The 18,060-nt window shown below is 35.8% G+C and carries 18 protein-coding genes; 5 read left to right on the top strand and 13 right to left on the bottom strand.

Features of this window, described 5'->3' with window-relative positions:
• Positions 1 to 130: 130 nt before the first annotated feature.
• Complete coding sequence (locus tag MJG50_RS01810) at positions 131 to 1,216, top strand: metallophosphoesterase (RefSeq protein WP_240252294.1); 1,086 nt, start codon at positions 131 to 133, stop codon at positions 1,214 to 1,216.
• Between the two features lie 79 nt (positions 1,217 to 1,295).
• On the opposite strand, the gene MJG50_RS01815 is transcribed toward MJG50_RS01810, so the two are convergent.
• The gene (locus MJG50_RS01815) at positions 1,296 to 2,021 is read right to left on the bottom strand and encodes a DUF2161 domain-containing phosphodiesterase (RefSeq protein WP_240252295.1); all 726 of its coding nucleotides are present in this window, start codon (positions 2,019 to 2,021) and stop codon (positions 1,296 to 1,298) included.
• Between the two features lie 153 nt (positions 2,022 to 2,174).
• On the bottom strand, positions 2,175 to 3,386 hold the full coding sequence (hmpA, locus tag MJG50_RS01820; RefSeq protein WP_240252296.1) for an NO-inducible flavohemoprotein: 1,212 nt from the start codon (positions 3,384 to 3,386) through the stop codon (positions 2,175 to 2,177).
• A gap of 309 nt (positions 3,387 to 3,695) precedes the next feature.
• On the opposite strand from hmpA, the gene MJG50_RS01825 reads away from it, so the two are divergent.
• Positions 3,696 to 4,139 (top strand): cell wall hydrolase, encoded by a 444-nt coding sequence (locus MJG50_RS01825; protein WP_240252297.1) that lies wholly within the window; start codon positions 3,696 to 3,698, stop codon positions 4,137 to 4,139.
• Positions 4,140 to 4,335: 196 nt separating this feature from the next.
• Here the strand turns inward: MJG50_RS01825 and MJG50_RS01830 are convergent, their stop codons facing one another.
• Positions 4,336 to 5,253: an SDR family oxidoreductase gene (locus MJG50_RS01830; protein ID WP_240252298.1), complete on the bottom strand. Its 918-nt coding sequence runs from the start codon at positions 5,251 to 5,253 to the stop codon at positions 4,336 to 4,338.
• Positions 5,254 to 5,399: 146 nt separating this feature from the next.
• Between MJG50_RS01830 and MJG50_RS01835 the strand changes: the two genes are divergently transcribed.
• Positions 5,400 to 5,570, top strand: a complete 171-nt coding sequence (locus MJG50_RS01835) for a hypothetical protein (protein ID WP_240252299.1) — start codon at positions 5,400 to 5,402, stop codon at positions 5,568 to 5,570.
• A 77-nt stretch (positions 5,571 to 5,647) separates the two neighbouring features.
• Here the strand turns inward: MJG50_RS01835 and MJG50_RS01840 are convergent, their stop codons facing one another.
• The 9 genes from MJG50_RS01840 to MJG50_RS01880 all read right to left on the bottom strand — a co-directional run bounded on the left by MJG50_RS01840 (position 5,648) and on the right by MJG50_RS01880 (position 14,505).
• Positions 5,648 to 7,198, bottom strand: coding sequence for an FAD-dependent oxidoreductase (locus MJG50_RS01840; RefSeq protein WP_240252324.1), 1,551 nt, complete (start codon positions 7,196 to 7,198; stop codon positions 5,648 to 5,650).
• Between the two features lie 99 nt (positions 7,199 to 7,297).
• The gene (locus MJG50_RS01845; RefSeq protein WP_240252300.1) at positions 7,298 to 7,888 is read right to left on the bottom strand and encodes a hypothetical protein; all 591 of its coding nucleotides are present in this window, start codon (positions 7,886 to 7,888) and stop codon (positions 7,298 to 7,300) included.
• A gap of 144 nt (positions 7,889 to 8,032) precedes the next feature.
• Positions 8,033 to 8,569, bottom strand: a complete 537-nt coding sequence (locus tag MJG50_RS01850) for an HD domain-containing protein (protein WP_240252301.1) — start codon at positions 8,567 to 8,569, stop codon at positions 8,033 to 8,035.
• A gap of 115 nt (positions 8,570 to 8,684) precedes the next feature.
• Complete coding sequence (locus MJG50_RS01855) at positions 8,685 to 9,560, bottom strand: ROK family protein (RefSeq protein ID WP_240252302.1); 876 nt, start codon at positions 9,558 to 9,560, stop codon at positions 8,685 to 8,687.
• Complete coding sequence (locus MJG50_RS01860) at positions 9,557 to 10,246, bottom strand: N-acetylmannosamine-6-phosphate 2-epimerase (protein WP_240252303.1); 690 nt, start codon at positions 10,244 to 10,246, stop codon at positions 9,557 to 9,559. Before MJG50_RS01860 ends, MJG50_RS01855 begins: the two co-directional genes overlap by 4 nt.
• Positions 10,243 to 11,184, bottom strand: a complete 942-nt coding sequence (locus MJG50_RS01865) for a dihydrodipicolinate synthase family protein (protein ID WP_240252304.1) — start codon at positions 11,182 to 11,184, stop codon at positions 10,243 to 10,245. Before MJG50_RS01865 ends, MJG50_RS01860 begins: the two co-directional genes overlap by 4 nt.
• Before the next feature lie 31 nt (positions 11,185 to 11,215).
• Positions 11,216 to 12,130, bottom strand: coding sequence for a carbohydrate ABC transporter permease (locus tag MJG50_RS01870; RefSeq protein WP_240252305.1), 915 nt, complete (start codon positions 12,128 to 12,130; stop codon positions 11,216 to 11,218).
• A gap of 15 nt (positions 12,131 to 12,145) precedes the next feature.
• Positions 12,146 to 13,042, bottom strand: coding sequence for a carbohydrate ABC transporter permease (locus MJG50_RS01875; protein WP_431307244.1), 897 nt, complete (start codon positions 13,040 to 13,042; stop codon positions 12,146 to 12,148).
• 95 nt (positions 13,043 to 13,137) lie between these two features.
• Complete coding sequence (locus MJG50_RS01880; protein WP_240252306.1) at positions 13,138 to 14,505, bottom strand: ABC transporter substrate-binding protein; 1,368 nt, start codon at positions 14,503 to 14,505, stop codon at positions 13,138 to 13,140.
• Between the two features lie 242 nt (positions 14,506 to 14,747).
• On the opposite strand from MJG50_RS01880, the gene MJG50_RS01885 reads away from it, so the two are divergent.
• Complete coding sequence (locus MJG50_RS01885) at positions 14,748 to 15,524, top strand: response regulator transcription factor (RefSeq protein WP_240252307.1); 777 nt, start codon at positions 14,748 to 14,750, stop codon at positions 15,522 to 15,524.
• Positions 15,525 to 15,528: 4 nt separating this feature from the next.
• Positions 15,529 to 17,340: a cache domain-containing sensor histidine kinase gene (locus tag MJG50_RS01890; RefSeq protein WP_240252308.1), complete on the top strand. Its 1,812-nt coding sequence runs from the start codon at positions 15,529 to 15,531 to the stop codon at positions 17,338 to 17,340.
• A gap of 35 nt (positions 17,341 to 17,375) precedes the next feature.
• Here the strand turns inward: MJG50_RS01890 and MJG50_RS01895 are convergent, their stop codons facing one another.
• Positions 17,376 to 17,855, bottom strand: a complete 480-nt coding sequence (locus MJG50_RS01895) for a hypothetical protein (RefSeq protein WP_240252309.1) — start codon at positions 17,853 to 17,855, stop codon at positions 17,376 to 17,378.
• Between the last annotated feature and the right edge of the window lie 205 nt (positions 17,856 to 18,060).

The following is an 18,060-nucleotide window of genomic DNA, read 5'->3' on the forward strand; positions in this document are numbered from 1 at the left end:
TTTTTCTTATCATTGGTTGTTGAAACATTTATATAGAAACTCTTTTTATGAAGGAAAATGAAGGAAATAGTCGAATTATATTTATAGAGGATAAATAATTTTTCATATTCAAATGGAGGAAATTTAATCTATGAAAATCGGATTTATACTAGTTGTTATAGTCATTCTACTATTATATGCAGCCCTCTCCTTCTATATTGGGTATAATGGTTGGGTGTGGCTTAAGAGGTCATTTTTTTTTAAAAAGAAAAAAACATACACCTTTATCATCATATTATTATCACTTTCAATCTTTGTTAGTGTTTTCTCAACTTGGGTGCCATTAATCCTAATTGGATATTATTGGTTAATCCTTGTCGGATATAGCCTTATTTTATTGCCTCTAGCTAACATCCTATATTTTCTCATTAGGAAAAAAGGTATTCGTTGGATTGGTAGCTCGGTTCTAAGTATCTATCTTTTCATTTTCATTTTTGGTACATACAACGCTTGGAATCCGATCGTGCGTAACTATAGCATAGCTATTGATAAGAACATAGAAAGAGAAGAGCTTAACATCCTCCTTGTGTCAGATTTCCATCTTGGTTCAATCGTAGGTAAAAATCATTTACAGCGATTCGTAGATATTGTAGATGAGACGAAACCTGATATCATCCTTATTCCTGGCGATTTGATTAATGACAACATAGAGCCCTTTAAGAAAGAAAATATGGCTGATATTATGAAAAAGATAAAGGCTCCACTCGGCGTGTATGCTTCCTTAGGGAACCATGATTATTATGGAAATGATGATGAAGAAATTGTGAAAACAATGGAGAAACTGGGTATTAAGGTATTAACCGATGAATCCATTATGATTGAAGACGAATTTTTCATTATAGGGAGAAACGACCCAACAGATGAGAATCGAAAAAAGATGAGTACACTTGTTTCTGGTCTAGATAAAACCAAGCCACTTATGATGTTGGATCACCAGCCTACCGAACTGGGAATTGCCGAGGACAACGGGGTTGATTTGATTCTATCTGGCCATACACATAGAGGTCAGGTTGCTCCAGCTAACCTAATTACAAACATGCTATTTGAGAATGATTGGGGATACTTGAAAAAGGGTAAGCTACATTCCTTCGTCTCATCGGGCTTCGGTACATGGGGACCACCTCTACGAATTGGTAGCCAAGCGGAAGTAATGATGATTCATGTTACGTTTGAATAGTTCAAGTAATGAATGAGGAAAAGGGAATCGGACCCCTTTTCCATTATTTATGTAATTCACAATCATTCACTTCCCCCCACTAATCATTCATTTCCACTCTTCCCAAATAGTAATTCATGAGTTCAGGAAACTCTTTTATTTCCTGGATACCCTTGTCGCTTAATACATAGACACCTCTTTTGATTCTATCAAACCAACCATAGTAGTTTTTCGTTAGAATAGATGGAGTTTTATCACCAGTTCCCATCTCCTTCAAAGTCTTTGGGGACAATGGCCCAAAGTTTTTTAGATAAGACGCGATTTGGATACAATTCTCCTTGTAAGCCGTCATTATTTTGGTTCGACTACTTCCACCAACATTATAATCGGAACTTCGACCATTTACTTCTTTTATTAACATCGCTCTTTTTCTTTTATTTAGTTGCATGCTTTTATTTCGGTCAAAAGGTGTAGGCTCAAATAAAATATCCGTTTTTGTGCGGTTAACTGAAAATGAAACAATAATTAATCCTAATTCCAATCTGCGTATTAAATGGCAAATGTCATTCCAGCGCTTGGATCTTAAACTAATTTTCGGCTTTGGTATCGCAATATACACTAATTTCGTTAATTTCTGTCGCTTTGTCGCTTGGATAAGAAGATCCGCGTTTAATGAAAGTTTTAATTCAATAACAACCAATTCATCACCTTTTATAGCAACGATATCGCAGTCATTAACCTCCCCATAAACCTCATATCCTTCTTTTAAAAAATACGTTTGTATCGGTTTATACAAATCTATTTCTTTTAATTTTCCTTCACCCATATAAACACCGTCCAAATCAACTTCCAAATAGGCTTCATAACCTTATTTTATCATTTTTATGATTAAAAAAGTGTCAGCATTTAAGAGTAAAAAAAGCACCTACTCTATTTTTTCAATAATAGTAGGTGCTTTGATACAAATGATTTATTAGTTTCAATTTAATTCAAGAGCTGGTCCAAAGAATTCATAATGGATTTGATCGGTTTCAATCCCAAGTTCGCGCAGCATTTTATAGACTGCTTGCATAAATGGTACAGGGCCACAAGTGTAAATAATTGAATCCTTACTTGGTATCCATTGCTCTAACGTTTTAATAGTAAGGCGTCCATCAACTGAAAATTGTTTTTGTTGTATATCTTCATTAGTAGGTTGTTCATACGCTATGTAATAGTTCACATTCGTATTTTCATTCACTACATCTGTGACTTCCTTATGAAATGAATGAACATTCCCATTCATCGTTGCGTGAATAAAGGTAATATCTGATACATCTGATTGTACTGCCTTTTTTAGCATACTCATCATTGGTGTAATACCTACTCCCCCACTGATAAATACAATAGGATTTTCATCTGGAACATACACAAATTCACCAGCAGGTGCACTGATTTCTATATGATCTCCTTCTTGAATCATATCGTGAAGGAAATTTGAAACTCTTCCATCCGGTTTTTCGCTGTTATATCTTTCTCTTTTTACAGAAATTCGATAATATTCTCCATTTGGAGCATCAGATAGACTATACTGACGGATATGTGTAAAAGAATCATTCCCATCTTTAACCTTAATGCTAATATATTGTCCTGGAAGAAAGGACGCTATTTTCCCACCATCAACTGGTTTTAAATAGAAGGATGTGATTACATCACTTTCCTTCACTTTTTTAGACACAGTGAATGGACGAAAATCCTTCCAGCCACCATCTTGAGATTCAGCCTCGATATATAAATTTTTCTCTATTCCTATGAAAGCATCTGCGATTACCCCATATGCCTCTTCCCAGGCAAGAATCACTTCATCGGATGCACCCTCTCCGAGCACGTCTTTAATTGCTAATAATAAGTGCTTTCCTACAATTGGGTAATGCTCAGGCTTAATACCAAGTGAACGGTGTTTATGACCAATTTGGACGACAGTTGGAATAATCGCCTCCAACTGATCAATATGTTTTGCAGCAGCATATATAGCACTTGCTAGAGCTTTTTGTTGTCTCCCTTGCTTTTGATTTGCATGATTGAAAATATTAAGTAATTCTGGATGATTACCAAACATCAATTCATAAAATCGTTTCGTGATTTTTTCGCCATTTTCTTCAAGTACAGGGACAGTTGATTTAATAATATCGATTGTTTCTTGTTGTAACACTCGAGCCACTCCTTCTAATCTAGTTGTCTATTTATGATGTGTTTTATCACATTACCAACGTTAGTATAGTAAATACCAACTTTTTCGCGTGTGATTTAAATCACACTTTAACTAGTGTTCACAACACTGTCAAAATCTCTAGTACTGTAGTCCCAATTAATTGTCGATAAACATTCGAATTTCAAACACTTTTTTATACGCTATGCGATTTCTTCCTATTTTCTTTCCATTTAATTCTTTTCCCAGAACTAAACTCGTTAACATTTTTGTAGGTTTTTGTTAATACAATACTTTTAGAGGTGAAAAAAAATGGCTAGAGTAAAATACATCGACAGTGACATTGCTTTAATGGCAAGGATGATGAGGGCAGAAGCCGAAGGTGAAGGGCGCCTCGGAATGCTAATGGTTGGTAATGTAATTGTAAATCGACTAAAAGCAAATTGTTTAGATTTTAAAGGTTTAAGGTCTATACCTCAAGTCATTTATCAAGTGCAAGGAGGAAATTATTCTTTTGAAGCAGTGCAAAAAGGTAATGTTTTTTATAACAGAGCAAGAGATGTTGAAAAAAGATTAGCAAAACAAACATTAGACTATTGGCGTGATCATCCATCTAAGTTTGCTCTTTGGTATTTTAATCCGTATGCTTCATGTCCACCTACATGGTACGGTCAACCATTTACTGGACAATTTAAACAACATTGTTACTATGAACCACAGGCTAATACATGTGAAAGTGTATATAGCGGCGGATAAACAACACACACCTGAACAGCACCTCCAATTGTTAGACACATAACTAACGATTGGAGGTGCATTTTGAATTATGAACTCAAAAAATGATAATAGTGAGTGGTGGGACGAATATTTTTATGCAATTTTATATGAAGAGTGGAAGCAGGCTAAATATTAATTTATAGCAGTTTTTTAACAAGATTGCTATGCTTGAGCTTTAAGAAAAAACTTGTCCTCCATTCACATGTAATGTTTGTCCGGTTACAAATCTTGAATCATTCGATGCAAGATAAACAAATGTAGGTGCAACTTCGAATGGTTGGCCTTGGCGGTCCATTGGATTGCCTGCAAGGGTTACTTGATCTGCAGAAAAACTTGATGGAATTAATGGAGTCCATATTCGGCCAGGTGCTATCGCATTTACACGAATTCCTTTGCTCACCAAGTTTCTTGCTAAGGATCGGGTAAAGCCAACAATTGCAGCTTTTGTCGCGCTGTAATCAATTAATTGATCATTTCCGTCAAATGCAACAACGGAGGCAGTATTTATAATTGAGCTTTCTGCTTTTAAGTATTTAAGTGCTGCACGGGTTGTATAAAAGTATGAGTAAATATTCACTTTAAATGTATCATCGAATTGTTCATCAGAGATATCTAGTAAGCTTAATTGTTGAAATTGGATGCCTACATGGTTGCACAGTATGTCAAGTTTTCCGAAGGTTTCAATGGTCTTTTCTACAATATTGATGCATTGTTGTTTGTTCCTAAGATCACCCGGTAATAACAAACATTTTTGTCCAAGCTCTTCAATTCTATTCTTCGTACGATTTGCATCTTCATGCTCCTCCAAATACGATATCGCAACATTGGCCCCTTCCTTCGCAAATGCAATCGCTGCGGCAGCACCCATTCCACTGTCACCACCTGTTATTAATGCTGTCTTGCCTTCTAATTTTCCACTACCTTGATAATTTGGATTTTCAATGATCGGTCTCGGAACCATTAAGCTTTCAATTCCCGGCTGATGATATTGGCGCTGCTCTGGTACTGTAATCGCAATTTCCTCAAATTGCGTAATCTTACCGTAATTAGGATGCATCGGATACTTATTTTTATCTAGTTCTCCATTAGTCATTTTTTATCAATCCCCCAAATCAAAACAACATCAGATTACTTTATGTAATATGAGCATCGATTGTGTCTAATCTTAATTGGAGGGACAGTTCCGGTATGGATGTAAGTGAATAATATAGTCAGAAATAGAGCCAAGGAGGTTTACAAATGGAATATTACTACAATCCAGAGGTAAAATTATTATTAATCCCGTTTTCAAATGAAAAGGTAAATATTCAATATAATGAAGACCCAGTTAAATTTCAGTTGCCAATGATTGGACCAAGACCACCTTTTTATGCGAATCCAAGATATGAGGAATATTATCCGGTTATTTAGGAGCTTTGTAGAAATCTTATAAGCGCACACCCATCTCAAATAAAAATCTGCCTCTGAAAAAAAAGAGGCAGATTTCATCAATAGCCTGAATCCTCCGAAATTAGATTATCAAGCATTGTATAATCATAATTCTGTAACGGCTTTTCGGCTGGACCTTCTAGAACTTCCCCGGTATAGGAGAATCTTGAACCATGACATGGACAATCCCAAGACCTATCACCACTATTCCATTCCACCTCACAGCCAACATGTGTACAAGTCGTATCTACAATATATACTTTTCCTTCATCATCTTTATAAGCACCTTTTCGATGACCATTTACAGAAATAACCGCACCTTCTCCGTTGGCTAATTCGTCAACATTTGTTTGAGGAAGTTCGATTTTTCCTTTAATTAAATGTTTAACAACATCTGCATTTGAGACTAAGAAGTTTTTCAGACTAGGATGCGCATAGAATCGTGCGGGTGAATATAGCTCCCGATATGGGTTACGTCTACCCAATATGATATCTCTTAGTAATATTGCCGCAGCTGTCCCGTTCGTCATACCCCATTTTCGATATCCAGTTGCGACTAAAACGCGTGGCTGTCCAGATGTAACCTCTCCAATATATGGAATTTTATCCAAGGTCTCTAAATCTTGTGCAGACCAACGATAAGCAACCTCCTGAAGATCAAAAACCTGGTTGCCAAAGTCTTCCAATGCCTTGTAGTGGTTCATTGTGTCTGTTCCCTGGCCTGTTTTATGACTTTCGCCGATAACTAATACCATTTCCTCATCATTATGTTTGACTGAACGAAGGGAACGGTTTGGCTTATCAGCGCTAATATACATTCCACCCGGGTAGCTTTCCTTCGTTTTTACAGCGAGTATGTAAGAACGGCTTGCATGCATTCTACCAGAATATAATCCCAGCCCTTCATAAAACGGGAAATGTGAGCAAGCAAGAATAAAACCACCAGATACCCTTTTTCCATCCCGAGTTAGAACTGTTGGATGCTCTTCAGTTTCTACATTTACTGCCACAGTGTGCTCAAAGATTAGGCCGCCTTTTTCTTTGATAATTTTTATGAGATGGGCAAGATATTTCACTGGATGGAATTGTGCCTGATTTTTCATAACGAGTGCCTTTTTAATTTGAATATTAAAAGGAATTTGTTCCACAATGCCGCCTTCTATTCCAATTGTCTTATACGCCCTTGCTTCAGTTTCTAGCTTTTTAGCGTACTCATCAGTCGTTGCGTACACATATGCATCTTGATGATTAAACTCACATTCAATTTTGTGCTCCTGAACTGTTCGTTCGATAAAATGTAAAGCATCCATATTGGCTTCATAATACAGCCTTGCTTTGCTTTGACCAAAGTTAGTGATGAACTCATCGTAGATAATGTCATGCTGTGCGGTAATTTTTGCTGTTGTATGTCCGGATGTACCATTTACCAATTTTCCCGCTTCCAACACAGCTACCTTTAAACCATCATTTACTAATAGATAAGCTGCAGTGAGTCCAGTAATCCCTCCTCCTACAATTACTACATCTACATCAAGATCATCCTCTAATTTAGGGAACTCTGGTAATTCTATCGATTCCCACCAGTATGGCTCAGGATTCTGAGGTAACATTCCACTTTTTGGGTTGCTGTTTGTCACACTTAACCCTCCATTCAATATTTTAACAATATTGACTTTAGGGTTACCATTTTACGGAAAAACATTCACCTTTTAATTTCCTAATTTGATTCCACTCACGAATGTTGCTGGGCAATTTTTCTGTATCCCTACCATCAAATCCTGATGATAGATCCAAGCGGTTTGTCCTTTATTAGTTGCACCAATCCAGACGAATTCTGGATCTGGGCCACTTGACCCGTTATATGTAACAATTAAATGTTTATATTTTTTATGATTTGTCTCGATTTCCTCAAAAAGTGTTAACTGGGGATCGAATCGACCATTTCCCTCCGTATATTCACTTCTATATTCACTATATTCTGGTAGGTCATCATGGTGTTTTTCCTGACTGAAGGTGATCATTATATTTCGATCTTCTATCACTAGTAAAACATATTCGTAAGATAACCCCGCACTTCGGATTTCGGCAATGATATTCTGTTCTAGATGTTGATTTGCAAGATGGTAAATGGAGTCAAAAACATAGGAGGCCCGCTTTCGGGAAATAAAGTTTCTCGCAGTTTGGATTTCTGGTTTCCCTTCCTTTTCACTGTAAAAGCGTGATAAACCTAGCTTAATACCGTTAATGATTATACGCTTAACTTCATCACTTAGATCAAATTCATCTCTTAATTGATTCAATTAAATCACCATCCTCCACCATTTCTACATTCTCGAAAAAACTTATTCATCTTGTATATTCTATGAAATTCGAAAATTCCCTTTATTATTATTAGGTGAAATAGTCATGATTTAATAGGTTTTTCATTTTATTTAAGTGGGTATTTACGAGGGCTTACCTTGAGGATTACTCTTTATCTCCTCTTCTACCATTTGATCTAATCGTTCAATCATTTTAATTGCCTTTTCTTCATCAATTTTACGATAATGATGCAGACCACCTTCTTCTTCATCCATCTCATCTGCTAGTTTTGTAATTTGTTGAAGGGGTGTTCGTTGGATATAGCTATCTTTAATATAGGAGTCTGTATGGAATAAAATTGCAAATGCAATATCCTTTGCATATTGTGGATTTTCACCTAATCGAATCAATAATTTATGAGCTCTTTCTGCACCTTTAATTGCATGAATATCATTTTGTTTATATAAGCTATAATCCCATTTCCCATTTTTATACCAGGTGTAATGTCCCATATCATGGAGTAATGCCGCCTTCGTTGCAAGATCCACAGATACATTTTTTTGTTTTGCTAATTTAAATGCATGATATGCACATGCAATTGCATGGGCAATTCCAGAACGTGATAAATACTTTTGAGCTATACGATGATTATATATTTGTGTCAATGTTACATACCTCATAGCTTCGATCCTCCAACAACTAAAATTATTTGAATCTTACCATATGTCATAAAAAAATAGCAATAATGAAGAATAGGGACAATCCCATTTTCTCTGGAACTGTCCCCTCTTACCTTTATGGATGTTTCTGTAAAAAGTGATACACTGCTCCAATCATCCCTGCGTGGTTTCCAAGTTTCGCTAAAACAATTGAGGTGTTTATAAAGAAATTAGATTGTAGATATTTCTGTATTTCTTCCTGGATTTCTTGTAAAAAAATATCTCCCCTAGCTGTAATTCCCCCACCGATAATGACCCTTTCAGGATTGAAAATATAAATAAGATTGGATATCCCAATTGCTAGATATTTGTAAAACCGTGATATTGCTCCTTTTATTTCCGCATCTCCTTGATCGTATAAGTCGAATATTTCTTTTCCCGTCCAGTTGTAGTCACCTTTTAGCTCTTGAACAATTCGAACTAAGCCAGACATTGAGGCATTTTGTTCAAATGGTTCTCCCTCAATCTTCATGTATCCCCATTCACCAGCACTAAATGAATGTCCAGAATAGAGTTTCCCGTCAATTACGATTGCCCCACCAATTCCAGTACCAATGGTTAACATAATAAAATTTTTTGTATGATGATTACCTAACCATTGCTCACCCAGTGCTGCGCAATCCACATCATTTCTTACCTCAACTGGTAGCTTGAGAGCTTTACTAACAGAGCTTTTCACATCAACACCTTGATAATGCGGAATGGTTACTCCTGCAGCAACAATAACTCCTGTATGAAAATTAACTTGTCCTGCAGTGCTTATAGCAACCCCTTGAACTGAATACCTTTTTATCAATATTTTGCCCAAATTAATTATTTTATCAATAATGGCACAACCACCAAGATGTGCATCCGTATCGATTAAACCATGCGAAGTGACCGTACCCACTTCACTCACTATCCCATATTTTATTTTTGTTCCACCAATATCAAATGCTAGATAATGCCTCATGTTAATCGAATACCTTCTGCGAAACTTTTTGTTATGTTATGCGGCCTAGTTATTGCACCTCCAACTACAATTGACCAAGCCCCTAATTCCAACATTTTTCGTGCTTGTTCAGGTGTACTAATCCGCCCCTCTGCTATAACAGGTACTTTCATTGTATTGCAGAGTTGCTCAACTAAATCAAAATCTGGTCCTTCAAGCTTCGGACTGTCAGAAGTATATCCAGAAAGTGTCGTTGATACCATATCTACTCCACAATCAATTGCATATTCCGCATCTTTTAATGTTGCAATATCAGCCATTACTAAGGAATCACTATTTTCATGGATATATTGGACCAAATCTTTCAATCTCTCTTTATTCGGTCTTTCTCGAATTGTTGCATCTAGAGCAATGACCTCCGGCTCAACAGCAAGCAACTCCAATACTTCTTTAAGTGTAGGTGTAATAAACACTTCACTATCAGGGTAATTACGCTTAATAAGACCAATCACAGGAAGTCCCGTTTGTTTTTTTACTGCTGCCACATCTATGGCAGAATTACTTCTTATTGCACTTGCCCCGCCTTTTTTAGCAGATTGCGCCATTTTCGCCATTATTTCAGAGCCATGTAGTGGTTCATCCTCTAGGGCTTGACAAGAAACGATTAACTTCTTATTAATCTCTGACAGAAAAGATAGAGAGGTCATCCCATCATCTCCTTTTCTTTTATGTTTGTATATTCTTGAATAACCTTTAAAATTTCCTCATTCAACATTGTTAGGGATTGATAATCTGTAGGTGAAACTGGTAATAACGGAAGCCTTGGAACCCCAGTATCAATACCTCTTAAGGAGAGAATATACTTACATGCTCCATATAAAGATGGATAATCTAGCAGTCTTTTTATAATGCTGTTTATTTTAAATTGAAGTTCTTGTGCCTCTTTAAACTTATTTTCCATAATAAAAGCATCTACCTTACAAAATAACTCCGGCATGACCCCATAGGTTCCACCTATACCTCCATCCGCCCCCATCATTCTTCCACCTAAAAATTGCTCATCTGGTCCGTTATAAACGATAAACTCTTTGCCGGCATTTGCTTTAAATTGCTGTAATTCAAACACACTTTCACCAGACATTTTAATGCCGATAACCTTATCTTGTTTGGCAATCTTCATAAATAATGGTTGAGTTAAATGAAATCCAGTTGTTTGCGGTATGTTATAAATAATGAATGGCAATGATGATGCATTGATCATCTTTTGCCAATGTGTCTCAACTGCCTTTTCTGATAAGCGATAGTAAATTGCTGGTACAGCAGAAACAGCATCTGTACCATTCTTTTCAGCATGGATAGCGAGCTCGACACTTTCACGAGTTGAATTTGCACCAATATGCACAATAACTGTTAATACTTTGCCTACTTCATCCATCACTGCCTCTACAACCTTTTTCCGCTCTTCAGCAGTCTGAAGAATTCCCTCTCCAGAGCTTCCACAAATATAAAGGCCTCTCACACCTGTATGAACATATGAGCGTGCAAGTTCTTTCACGCGACTAATACTTACCTCACCTTCTTCATCATAAGCTGAGTACATAGCCACAAAAATGCCCCGGAACTTGTTTATATCCATTTTTTCCATATTCCCTTCCCCCTTCACGTACTCGTATCAATTATCCTTTTACTGCCCCAAGTGTAATTCCTTGAGTAAAAGACTTTTGGAACAATAAGAAAATCGTAATCATCGGGATGGATGCGAGTGTAGCACCTGCCATCATTACTCCGTAATCTGTTTTATATTCACCTTGCATCGTCGCCACACCAAGAGGTAGGGTCATCATATCGGTTGAACGTGTTATAACGAGTTGACTAAAATAATCATTCCAACTCAACATAAATGTAAAAATAGCTAAAGCTCCAATTGCTGGTTTGAGCATTGGTAGAACGATTGAAATAAAGGTTCGAATTTGACTAGCACCATCCATCTTTGCAGCTTCCAAAAGTTCATTAGGAATTGTTTGAGAAAATTGCTTCATTAGGAAAATGCCAAATGGCCAGCCTATTGCCGGAAGAATGAGACCTTTATAAGTATCTACCCAGCCGAAGTCAGCTAACATCGTAAATAATGGTACTAAAATAACTTGTTTCGGAAGTGCCATAGCAGCAATTAAGATTGTAAAAATAAGCTTTCGCCCTGGAAATACCTTTTTTGCAAGAACAAATCCTGCCGTCGCACTAACAAAGCATACTGCAACCATTTCACTGAACGATATAAAAAAACTATTAAATGTCCACCGCCAAACTGGATTATTAAATAGAGTTATCCAATTATCCAAAACTGGTTGGAGTGGAAACCATTCAGGTGGTATCGTTGTGGCAACAACTTGTGCCTTAAATGCACCTGTAACAATCCAATAAAAAGGAAAAATAAAAAAAATTGCTGAAAGTGTTAATATGAGTATTGAAATTATTCTAAAAGGTCGAAAAACAAATTTACTTTTCTTTATCGCACGTACTAATTGTTTCCTAGTCTTCAAATCAGTTTGATTTACTTCCTCATGTCCTCTGTATTCGGTTTGTGATTTCACAATGTTCCCCACTTTCTAATACTCAACATCACTGCCAAAGTATTTAAATTGAATTAACGAGATAATTCCGATGATAATGGCTAAAACTACACCCATAGCGGAAGCCAAACCGAAGTTACCAAGAAGGAAAGCTTGTTCATATACTCCATACATAACAGTCGATGTGCTATATACAGGCCCTCCTGATGTAAGAAGTTGTATGAGTGCGAAGATCTGAAATGAATTAATCGTCGTAATAACAATGACATATAAATTTGTTGGCATAAGCAATGGCCATATTACTTTTCTAAATATTTGCCCTGGTGTTGCACGATCAATTTGCGCTGCCTCGATATAAGTTGTAGGAATATTTCCTAGAGAAGCAATATACAAAATGATCGGTTGACCAACAGATGTTGTAATCAAAATAACGGTTATTGCCATTAATGCCGTTCTAGTATCACCTAGCCAAGAAATAGGCTCCATACCAAAGAATCCAGTAATATAGTTAAGTACTCCAAAGTTTGGATGATAGATCCATCCCCACACAACCGTAACACTAACCACTGAGGTAACGGCAGGAAGGTAGAAAACACCTCTAAAAAAGGACCTTGTAAATTCACTCCTCTTATATATAGCCATCGCAACAAATAGCGAGAACATAATGACGATTGGTACTGCTACCGCGACAATAATAATCGTGTTTCTCAATGATTTATGAAAGGTTTCATCGTGATAGAGGGTCATATAGTTATCAAATCCAATAAATTCGAAACTTGTAATGGTATAATCGTAGAGGCTCATATATCCACCTTTTAACATTGGAAATAGAACAAAAATCAGGAAAAATGTTAATGCAGGTAATAAAAATAAATAACTCATGAGCCAATCACGATAGACATTTTTCTTTAACTTAAGAACAGTAGCTATCAATTTTATATTCTCCTATTCTATTTTTTATTGAAAGAGAGTAGCGTAGAATCACACGCTACCCCCAATTCAAAACCTGTATAAAAAGTTGAAATTACTTATTTCTCCTTACCCTTCTTGATTGCCTCGTTTGCCTTTTCAGCAAAATTATCCAAAGCCTCTTGGGCTGTTTTTGTACCAAGAATAGCTTCTTGAAGTGCAGGGAACCAGAACGTACGAATTTCCGCATAACCATCCGCAATTGTTGGAGGATCTGTAATGAATTTTCGTGCAAGCTCCGAATATTCATATTCAGAACCTTCATATACACCTGTAATTGAATTACGCGCTGATAAACCGCCGGTTTGAATTAAATTTTTCTTACCCCATTCAGGATCATTCACGATGAAGTCGATTAATTTCTTTGCAGCCTCTGCCTTTTTGTCATCATCATTGTTAAATACAGCCATACCACCTAAGAATGGTTCAAGCTTTGGATCAGAACCATCTGGAGTTGGATAAGGAAGTAATATATCTTCAAATTCTACAGTTTTATCAGGAGCAAATAGTGATTTTAGAACAGCAGAATAGTTAATGGCAAATGCCATTTTCCCTTGTAAAAATAAGTCATTATGATCACTTGCAGCTAGTGATGCAGATCCTGGTGCTACCAATCCTTTTTTGGATGCTTCAACCACCCATTCAAGTCCCTTCACACCACCTGGTGAATTAATTGCTACCTCACTATAATCCTCATTTAAAAATCTACTTCCACCAAGGTTCGTAATATATCCACGAGTCCCCTGGTCCCCGGCGACACTTTTTGCATAGAAGCCTGATGGAATGACGTCTGGAGCTTTTTCTTTCACAGCAAGTAGCGCTTTCTCATATTCATCAACCGTCCAAGTACGGTCTGGACGATCCAAAGGTAATAAATCAAGCTCACCAATTTCTTCAAATATTGTTTTGTTAACTGCCATCATAAACGGACCAGTATTAAAAGGATACATATACACATCATCACCGACCATTGATTGTTTCATGAGTGCTGGAGAAATATCATCCATTACTTCTTTTGGAAACATATCATTAAGTGGCATTAGTAAATCCTTTTTAGCCCAATCAATAATCCTTCCTGGAGCATCATAGATCATATCTGGTGAGGTATTCGATGCAATCGCAAGATTAAGTTTTTCAGGTCCACCTTCAAAACTAATCATTTCAAGATTTACTTTGATTTCAGGATGCTTTTTATTAAAAGCTTCAATAATTTGTTTCTCATATTTACCTAATTCACCATCTAATGCCTGGAAATTCGGAAATGTCCACCATGTAATCTCAACAGTTTCTGAACTTCCTTGGCCATTATCACCATTGTCATCTTTCCCCTTGTTTTCAGAAGTTGTATTGCTGCATCCCACAATAAACAAAGATAGAATAAGAGTCATTACCATAAACAAAGTGAGTTTCCTTTTTACACCTACCATCTAATTTCCCCCTATTTTTATAATTTGCGGAAATATTCAGTGAAGCGTTTTCATTTCCTGTGATAATCATAAAATGTATTTGAAACATCTACAATCCCTTCGTTTTTACATTCATAGTCGTTTTTTTACCTATGTTCATTAGACTTCCGGTATTTGGGGGAACAATCTACTAAATTATCAAATTATTTAGTATAATTCTAGATACAAGTTAATCTTACTCTACTGTGAACGGAGGTGGGACAATGTATAAATTGATGATTACTGAAGATGAGCCACTTGTACGTGAGGGGTTAAAACAATATTTCAATTGGAGAGAACTGGGGTTTCGTGATATTTTCGAAGCAGAAAATGGGCGTCATGGTATTGATATTGCGCTTCTCGAAAAACCAGACCTAGTTATTACTGATATTCGTATGCCAGTAATGGATGGTCTTGAAATGATTGGACAACTTCGGAAGGATCTCCCCAATACATTATTTATCATTTTAACAGGATACAGTGAATTTAAATATGCAAAAAAGGCTATTCAATTTGGTGGAGTCCAGGATTATTTATTGAAACCATTACAATATGAAGAAAGCCTTTTAAGTATTACAAATTCCATAAAAATATTACAAAATAGAAAACATAACTCAAATACAGTGTTACATTTTGAAAAAGATTCTACTAAAAATACGAATGAAGCTGACACTTCTGACATGGAGCTTTTCCAACAAATTGAAACCTACATCAAAGATCACATTGAGCAGGATTTAACCCTTAGTAATGTAGCAGATCATTTCTTTTATAATCCATCTTACTTGAGTCGATTATTCAAAATTAAACTAAATAAAAACTATATGGCCTTTGTATCTGAAATAAGAATTAAATTTGCTCAGCGCTGTTTAGAGCAACCTCACTATTCCGTTACTGATGTCTCCAAAATGGCAGGATACAAAAGCTACAAACACTTTGTAAAAGTTTTTAAAGGTATCAGTCAAATGACTCCAACAGAATATAGGAAAAAATTAAGGATGTAATCAGATGAAACAAATAACGCACTTATTTCAGATTTTCCAATTAAAGAGAATTAATCATCAAATTTTTGTTTTGATGATCATCACTATTACTATTCCGCTTCTATTTATTTCTTACATTATTTATTTATACTCTGTCCAATCTGTAAAAAGTGAATATCAAACTAGTTCAAATCTCATTCTTAATAATTTGTCATTCAACATTGACCAATACCTTCATAGTGTTGAAACAGGTACTCTTAATGCACTCATGGATGATAAACTTCAGAATGCACTGAGGAATATAACAACTAAAGCAACTAAGAAAGAGGACTTTCAAAATATTCAATTCCAAAATGCAATTGAACAATTTAATACTACAATTGAAATGACAATTAAAAATGTCGATAGTGTTCAAATTTATGTAGGAAACCGTGTCTTCTATTCTACACTTATTAAAAGAGAAGATTTTGATGTTAATAACATCATGGATGCAGAATGGTACAAACAGACGCTACAACGAAAAGGCGGAATTGTTTTGTTAGGGACCCACAAACCGTTCCATCGTGTAAATTCGGATGAGCATGTCATATCGATTGCAAGGGTAATTAATAAGAAAGGAACAAGGGATGCATTAGGTGTCTTATTAATTGATATCCGCCTAGATTCATTGCGAGAAATCTTAAATCTATCAGAAAATCAAAATCGTAATTTCGTTATTCTGGATACTGATGGAAGGGTTGTTTATGATTCTCAATCAAAACTAATCAATTCATCATTGAGGCTAAAGCTTGATAGTCAGTCCCTATTTACAGTATTGGAGGAGGATAAAGGAAGCTTTTATTCGGATATAGATGGGAATCAATCTTTCATTAATTTTGTAACCTCTCCTTATTCTGGTTGGAAAGTTGTTCAATATACAGACGAAAAGGAAATCACAAAGCATGCTGACATGCTTCGTACTATTACACTAGGATCAGCGTTTTGTTCACTTATCACCGCAATTTTATTTATGTATTTCCTCTCATCACGTGTCACTAAACCGATTATCTATTTAAGCAAACAGGTCAAATTAGTTGGGAAAGGAAGGTTCAATGTTAATTTAAGAAGTAATCGTCAAGATGAATTTGGAGTTCTTTTTCAGGGAATACGAAAAATGGTTACTGATATCCAAGCATATATTGAGCGTTCTTCAATTCTAAAAGCGCAGCAAAAAATTGCACAGTATCGAGCACTTAAAAGTCAAATCAACCCGCATTTCCTTGCAAACGCACTGGAATCTATTCAAATGAAAGCCGTCATTAATAAACAACTTGATATTAGTGAAATGATAGGTCTACTTGGAAGATTATTTCGAAGTCATATTCAAACCGGTAAAGAAACAGTGTCATTAGAAGAAGAGCTAGAGCATACTCGATTATATGTTAAGGTTCAACAAATGAGATTTGGAAATAAAATACAATACATCGAAAACATAGATGCTAAAAGTAAATTAGTTAGGATACTCCATTTTTCTATTCAGCCACTAATCGAGAACGGAATTGTTCATGGAATTGAGTGCAAAAACGGACCAGGTATACTTGAAGTTTCAACATCAATTTCAGGAATGGATTTACTAATAAAAGTTCGGGATAACGGCGTTGGGATGGATGAAACACAGCTTCAACAATTACGTGACCGTCTAGATGATATTACAAATAAAATGGACGAGGCCCATATCGGAATAAAAAATGTTCATGAACAAATTCGCTACTACTATGGTCATCAATATGGACTTGAAATTTATAGTCGATTACATATAGGAACAACCGTTATAATGCGGATTCCTATAAATGAATAAATAGAGGGAATAGGTTGTAAATCACGACCTGTCCCCTATTCAATTTTCGCCTTACATGCCTTCACTTCTAATTTACAAATCCATTTGTAATATGTAAGTACAATTATAAGTAATACTGGATTTACAACAGCGGAATGCCATACATTCCACCAGCCATAGTGAAAATAACCAAATGGATGGGGTGACAGAGCTAGCGTTTCATAACCTAATAAAAAAATTTCCCATATGAGAAAATAGCCAATTTTAATAATTATTGTTTTTTCAAATGGATACCAATTAACAAACATTATGTTAACAGGTGGAATTAACATGATATAAGCCGGGGTACCCACCCAGTCTACACCTTGTGTGAAGTACCAATAACCCTTGTATTTTAAATCAATAAATACATCAAAAAATAACTGAAATGCAATTGTAAAAGTCCATAAATGTACAATTTTATTTACTGATATACCTTTTACTGTTTTATATAATAGAAAATTAAACAATATAATTGAACATACAAGTAAAATCATCTTACACCTCGTACTTTTTTCTCATACGTATTTACAATTATTAGGATACCCATATTTTTAAGAAAAGCCCCTCTTATTTATTAACACTATATTTGAATATTCAAATTTGAACTACTCACCACTTAACAACCTTACAGGTTGTTTGAAGTAGGAGATTCCTAAGTACGGAAGCCTTTTGGCTTCTAATTGATTAGGCTACCCCCGT

Source organism: Fredinandcohnia quinoae (genome assembly GCF_022427965.1).
Taxonomy (GTDB): domain Bacteria; phylum Bacillota; class Bacilli; order Bacillales; family Bacillaceae_L; genus Ferdinandcohnia; species Ferdinandcohnia quinoae.

What these genes read in the sequence shown, in the direction of transcription:
- MJG50_RS01850 (WP_240252301.1), bottom strand. Translation starts at nt 8,569, where the DNA reads ATGAGGTATGTAACATTGACACAAATATATAATCATCGTATAGCTCAA.
- MJG50_RS01825 (WP_240252297.1), top strand. Translation starts at nt 3,696, where the DNA reads ATGGCTAGAGTAAAATACATCGACAGTGACATTGCTTTAATGGCAAGG.
- MJG50_RS01890 (WP_240252308.1), top strand. Translation starts at nt 15,529, where the DNA reads ATGAAACAAATAACGCACTTATTTCAGATTTTCCAATTAAAGAGAATT.
- MJG50_RS01860 (WP_240252303.1), bottom strand. Translation starts at nt 10,246, where the DNA reads ATGACCTCTCTATCTTTTCTGTCAGAGATTAATAAGAAGTTAATCGTT.
- MJG50_RS01840 (WP_240252324.1), bottom strand. Translation starts at nt 7,198, where the DNA reads ATGTTACCTCAGAATCCTGAGCCATACTGGTGGGAATCGATAGAATTA.
- MJG50_RS01835 (WP_240252299.1), top strand. Translation starts at nt 5,400, where the DNA reads ATGGAATATTACTACAATCCAGAGGTAAAATTATTATTAATCCCGTTT.
- MJG50_RS01830 (WP_240252298.1), bottom strand. Translation starts at nt 5,253, where the DNA reads ATGACTAATGGAGAACTAGATAAAAATAAGTATCCGATGCATCCTAAT.
- MJG50_RS01810 (WP_240252294.1), top strand. Translation starts at nt 131, where the DNA reads ATGAAAATCGGATTTATACTAGTTGTTATAGTCATTCTACTATTATAT.
- MJG50_RS01815 (WP_240252295.1), bottom strand. Translation starts at nt 2,021, where the DNA reads ATGGGTGAAGGAAAATTAAAAGAAATAGATTTGTATAAACCGATACAA.
- MJG50_RS01895 (WP_240252309.1), bottom strand. Translation starts at nt 17,855, where the DNA reads ATGATTTTACTTGTATGTTCAATTATATTGTTTAATTTTCTATTATAT.
- MJG50_RS01880 (WP_240252306.1), bottom strand. Translation starts at nt 14,505, where the DNA reads ATGGTAGGTGTAAAAAGGAAACTCACTTTGTTTATGGTAATGACTCTT.
- MJG50_RS01855 (WP_240252302.1), bottom strand. Translation starts at nt 9,560, where the DNA reads ATGAGGCATTATCTAGCATTTGATATTGGTGGAACAAAAATAAAATAT.
- MJG50_RS01885 (WP_240252307.1), top strand. Translation starts at nt 14,748, where the DNA reads ATGTATAAATTGATGATTACTGAAGATGAGCCACTTGTACGTGAGGGG.
- MJG50_RS01865 (WP_240252304.1), bottom strand. Translation starts at nt 11,184, where the DNA reads ATGGAAAAAATGGATATAAACAAGTTCCGGGGCATTTTTGTGGCTATG.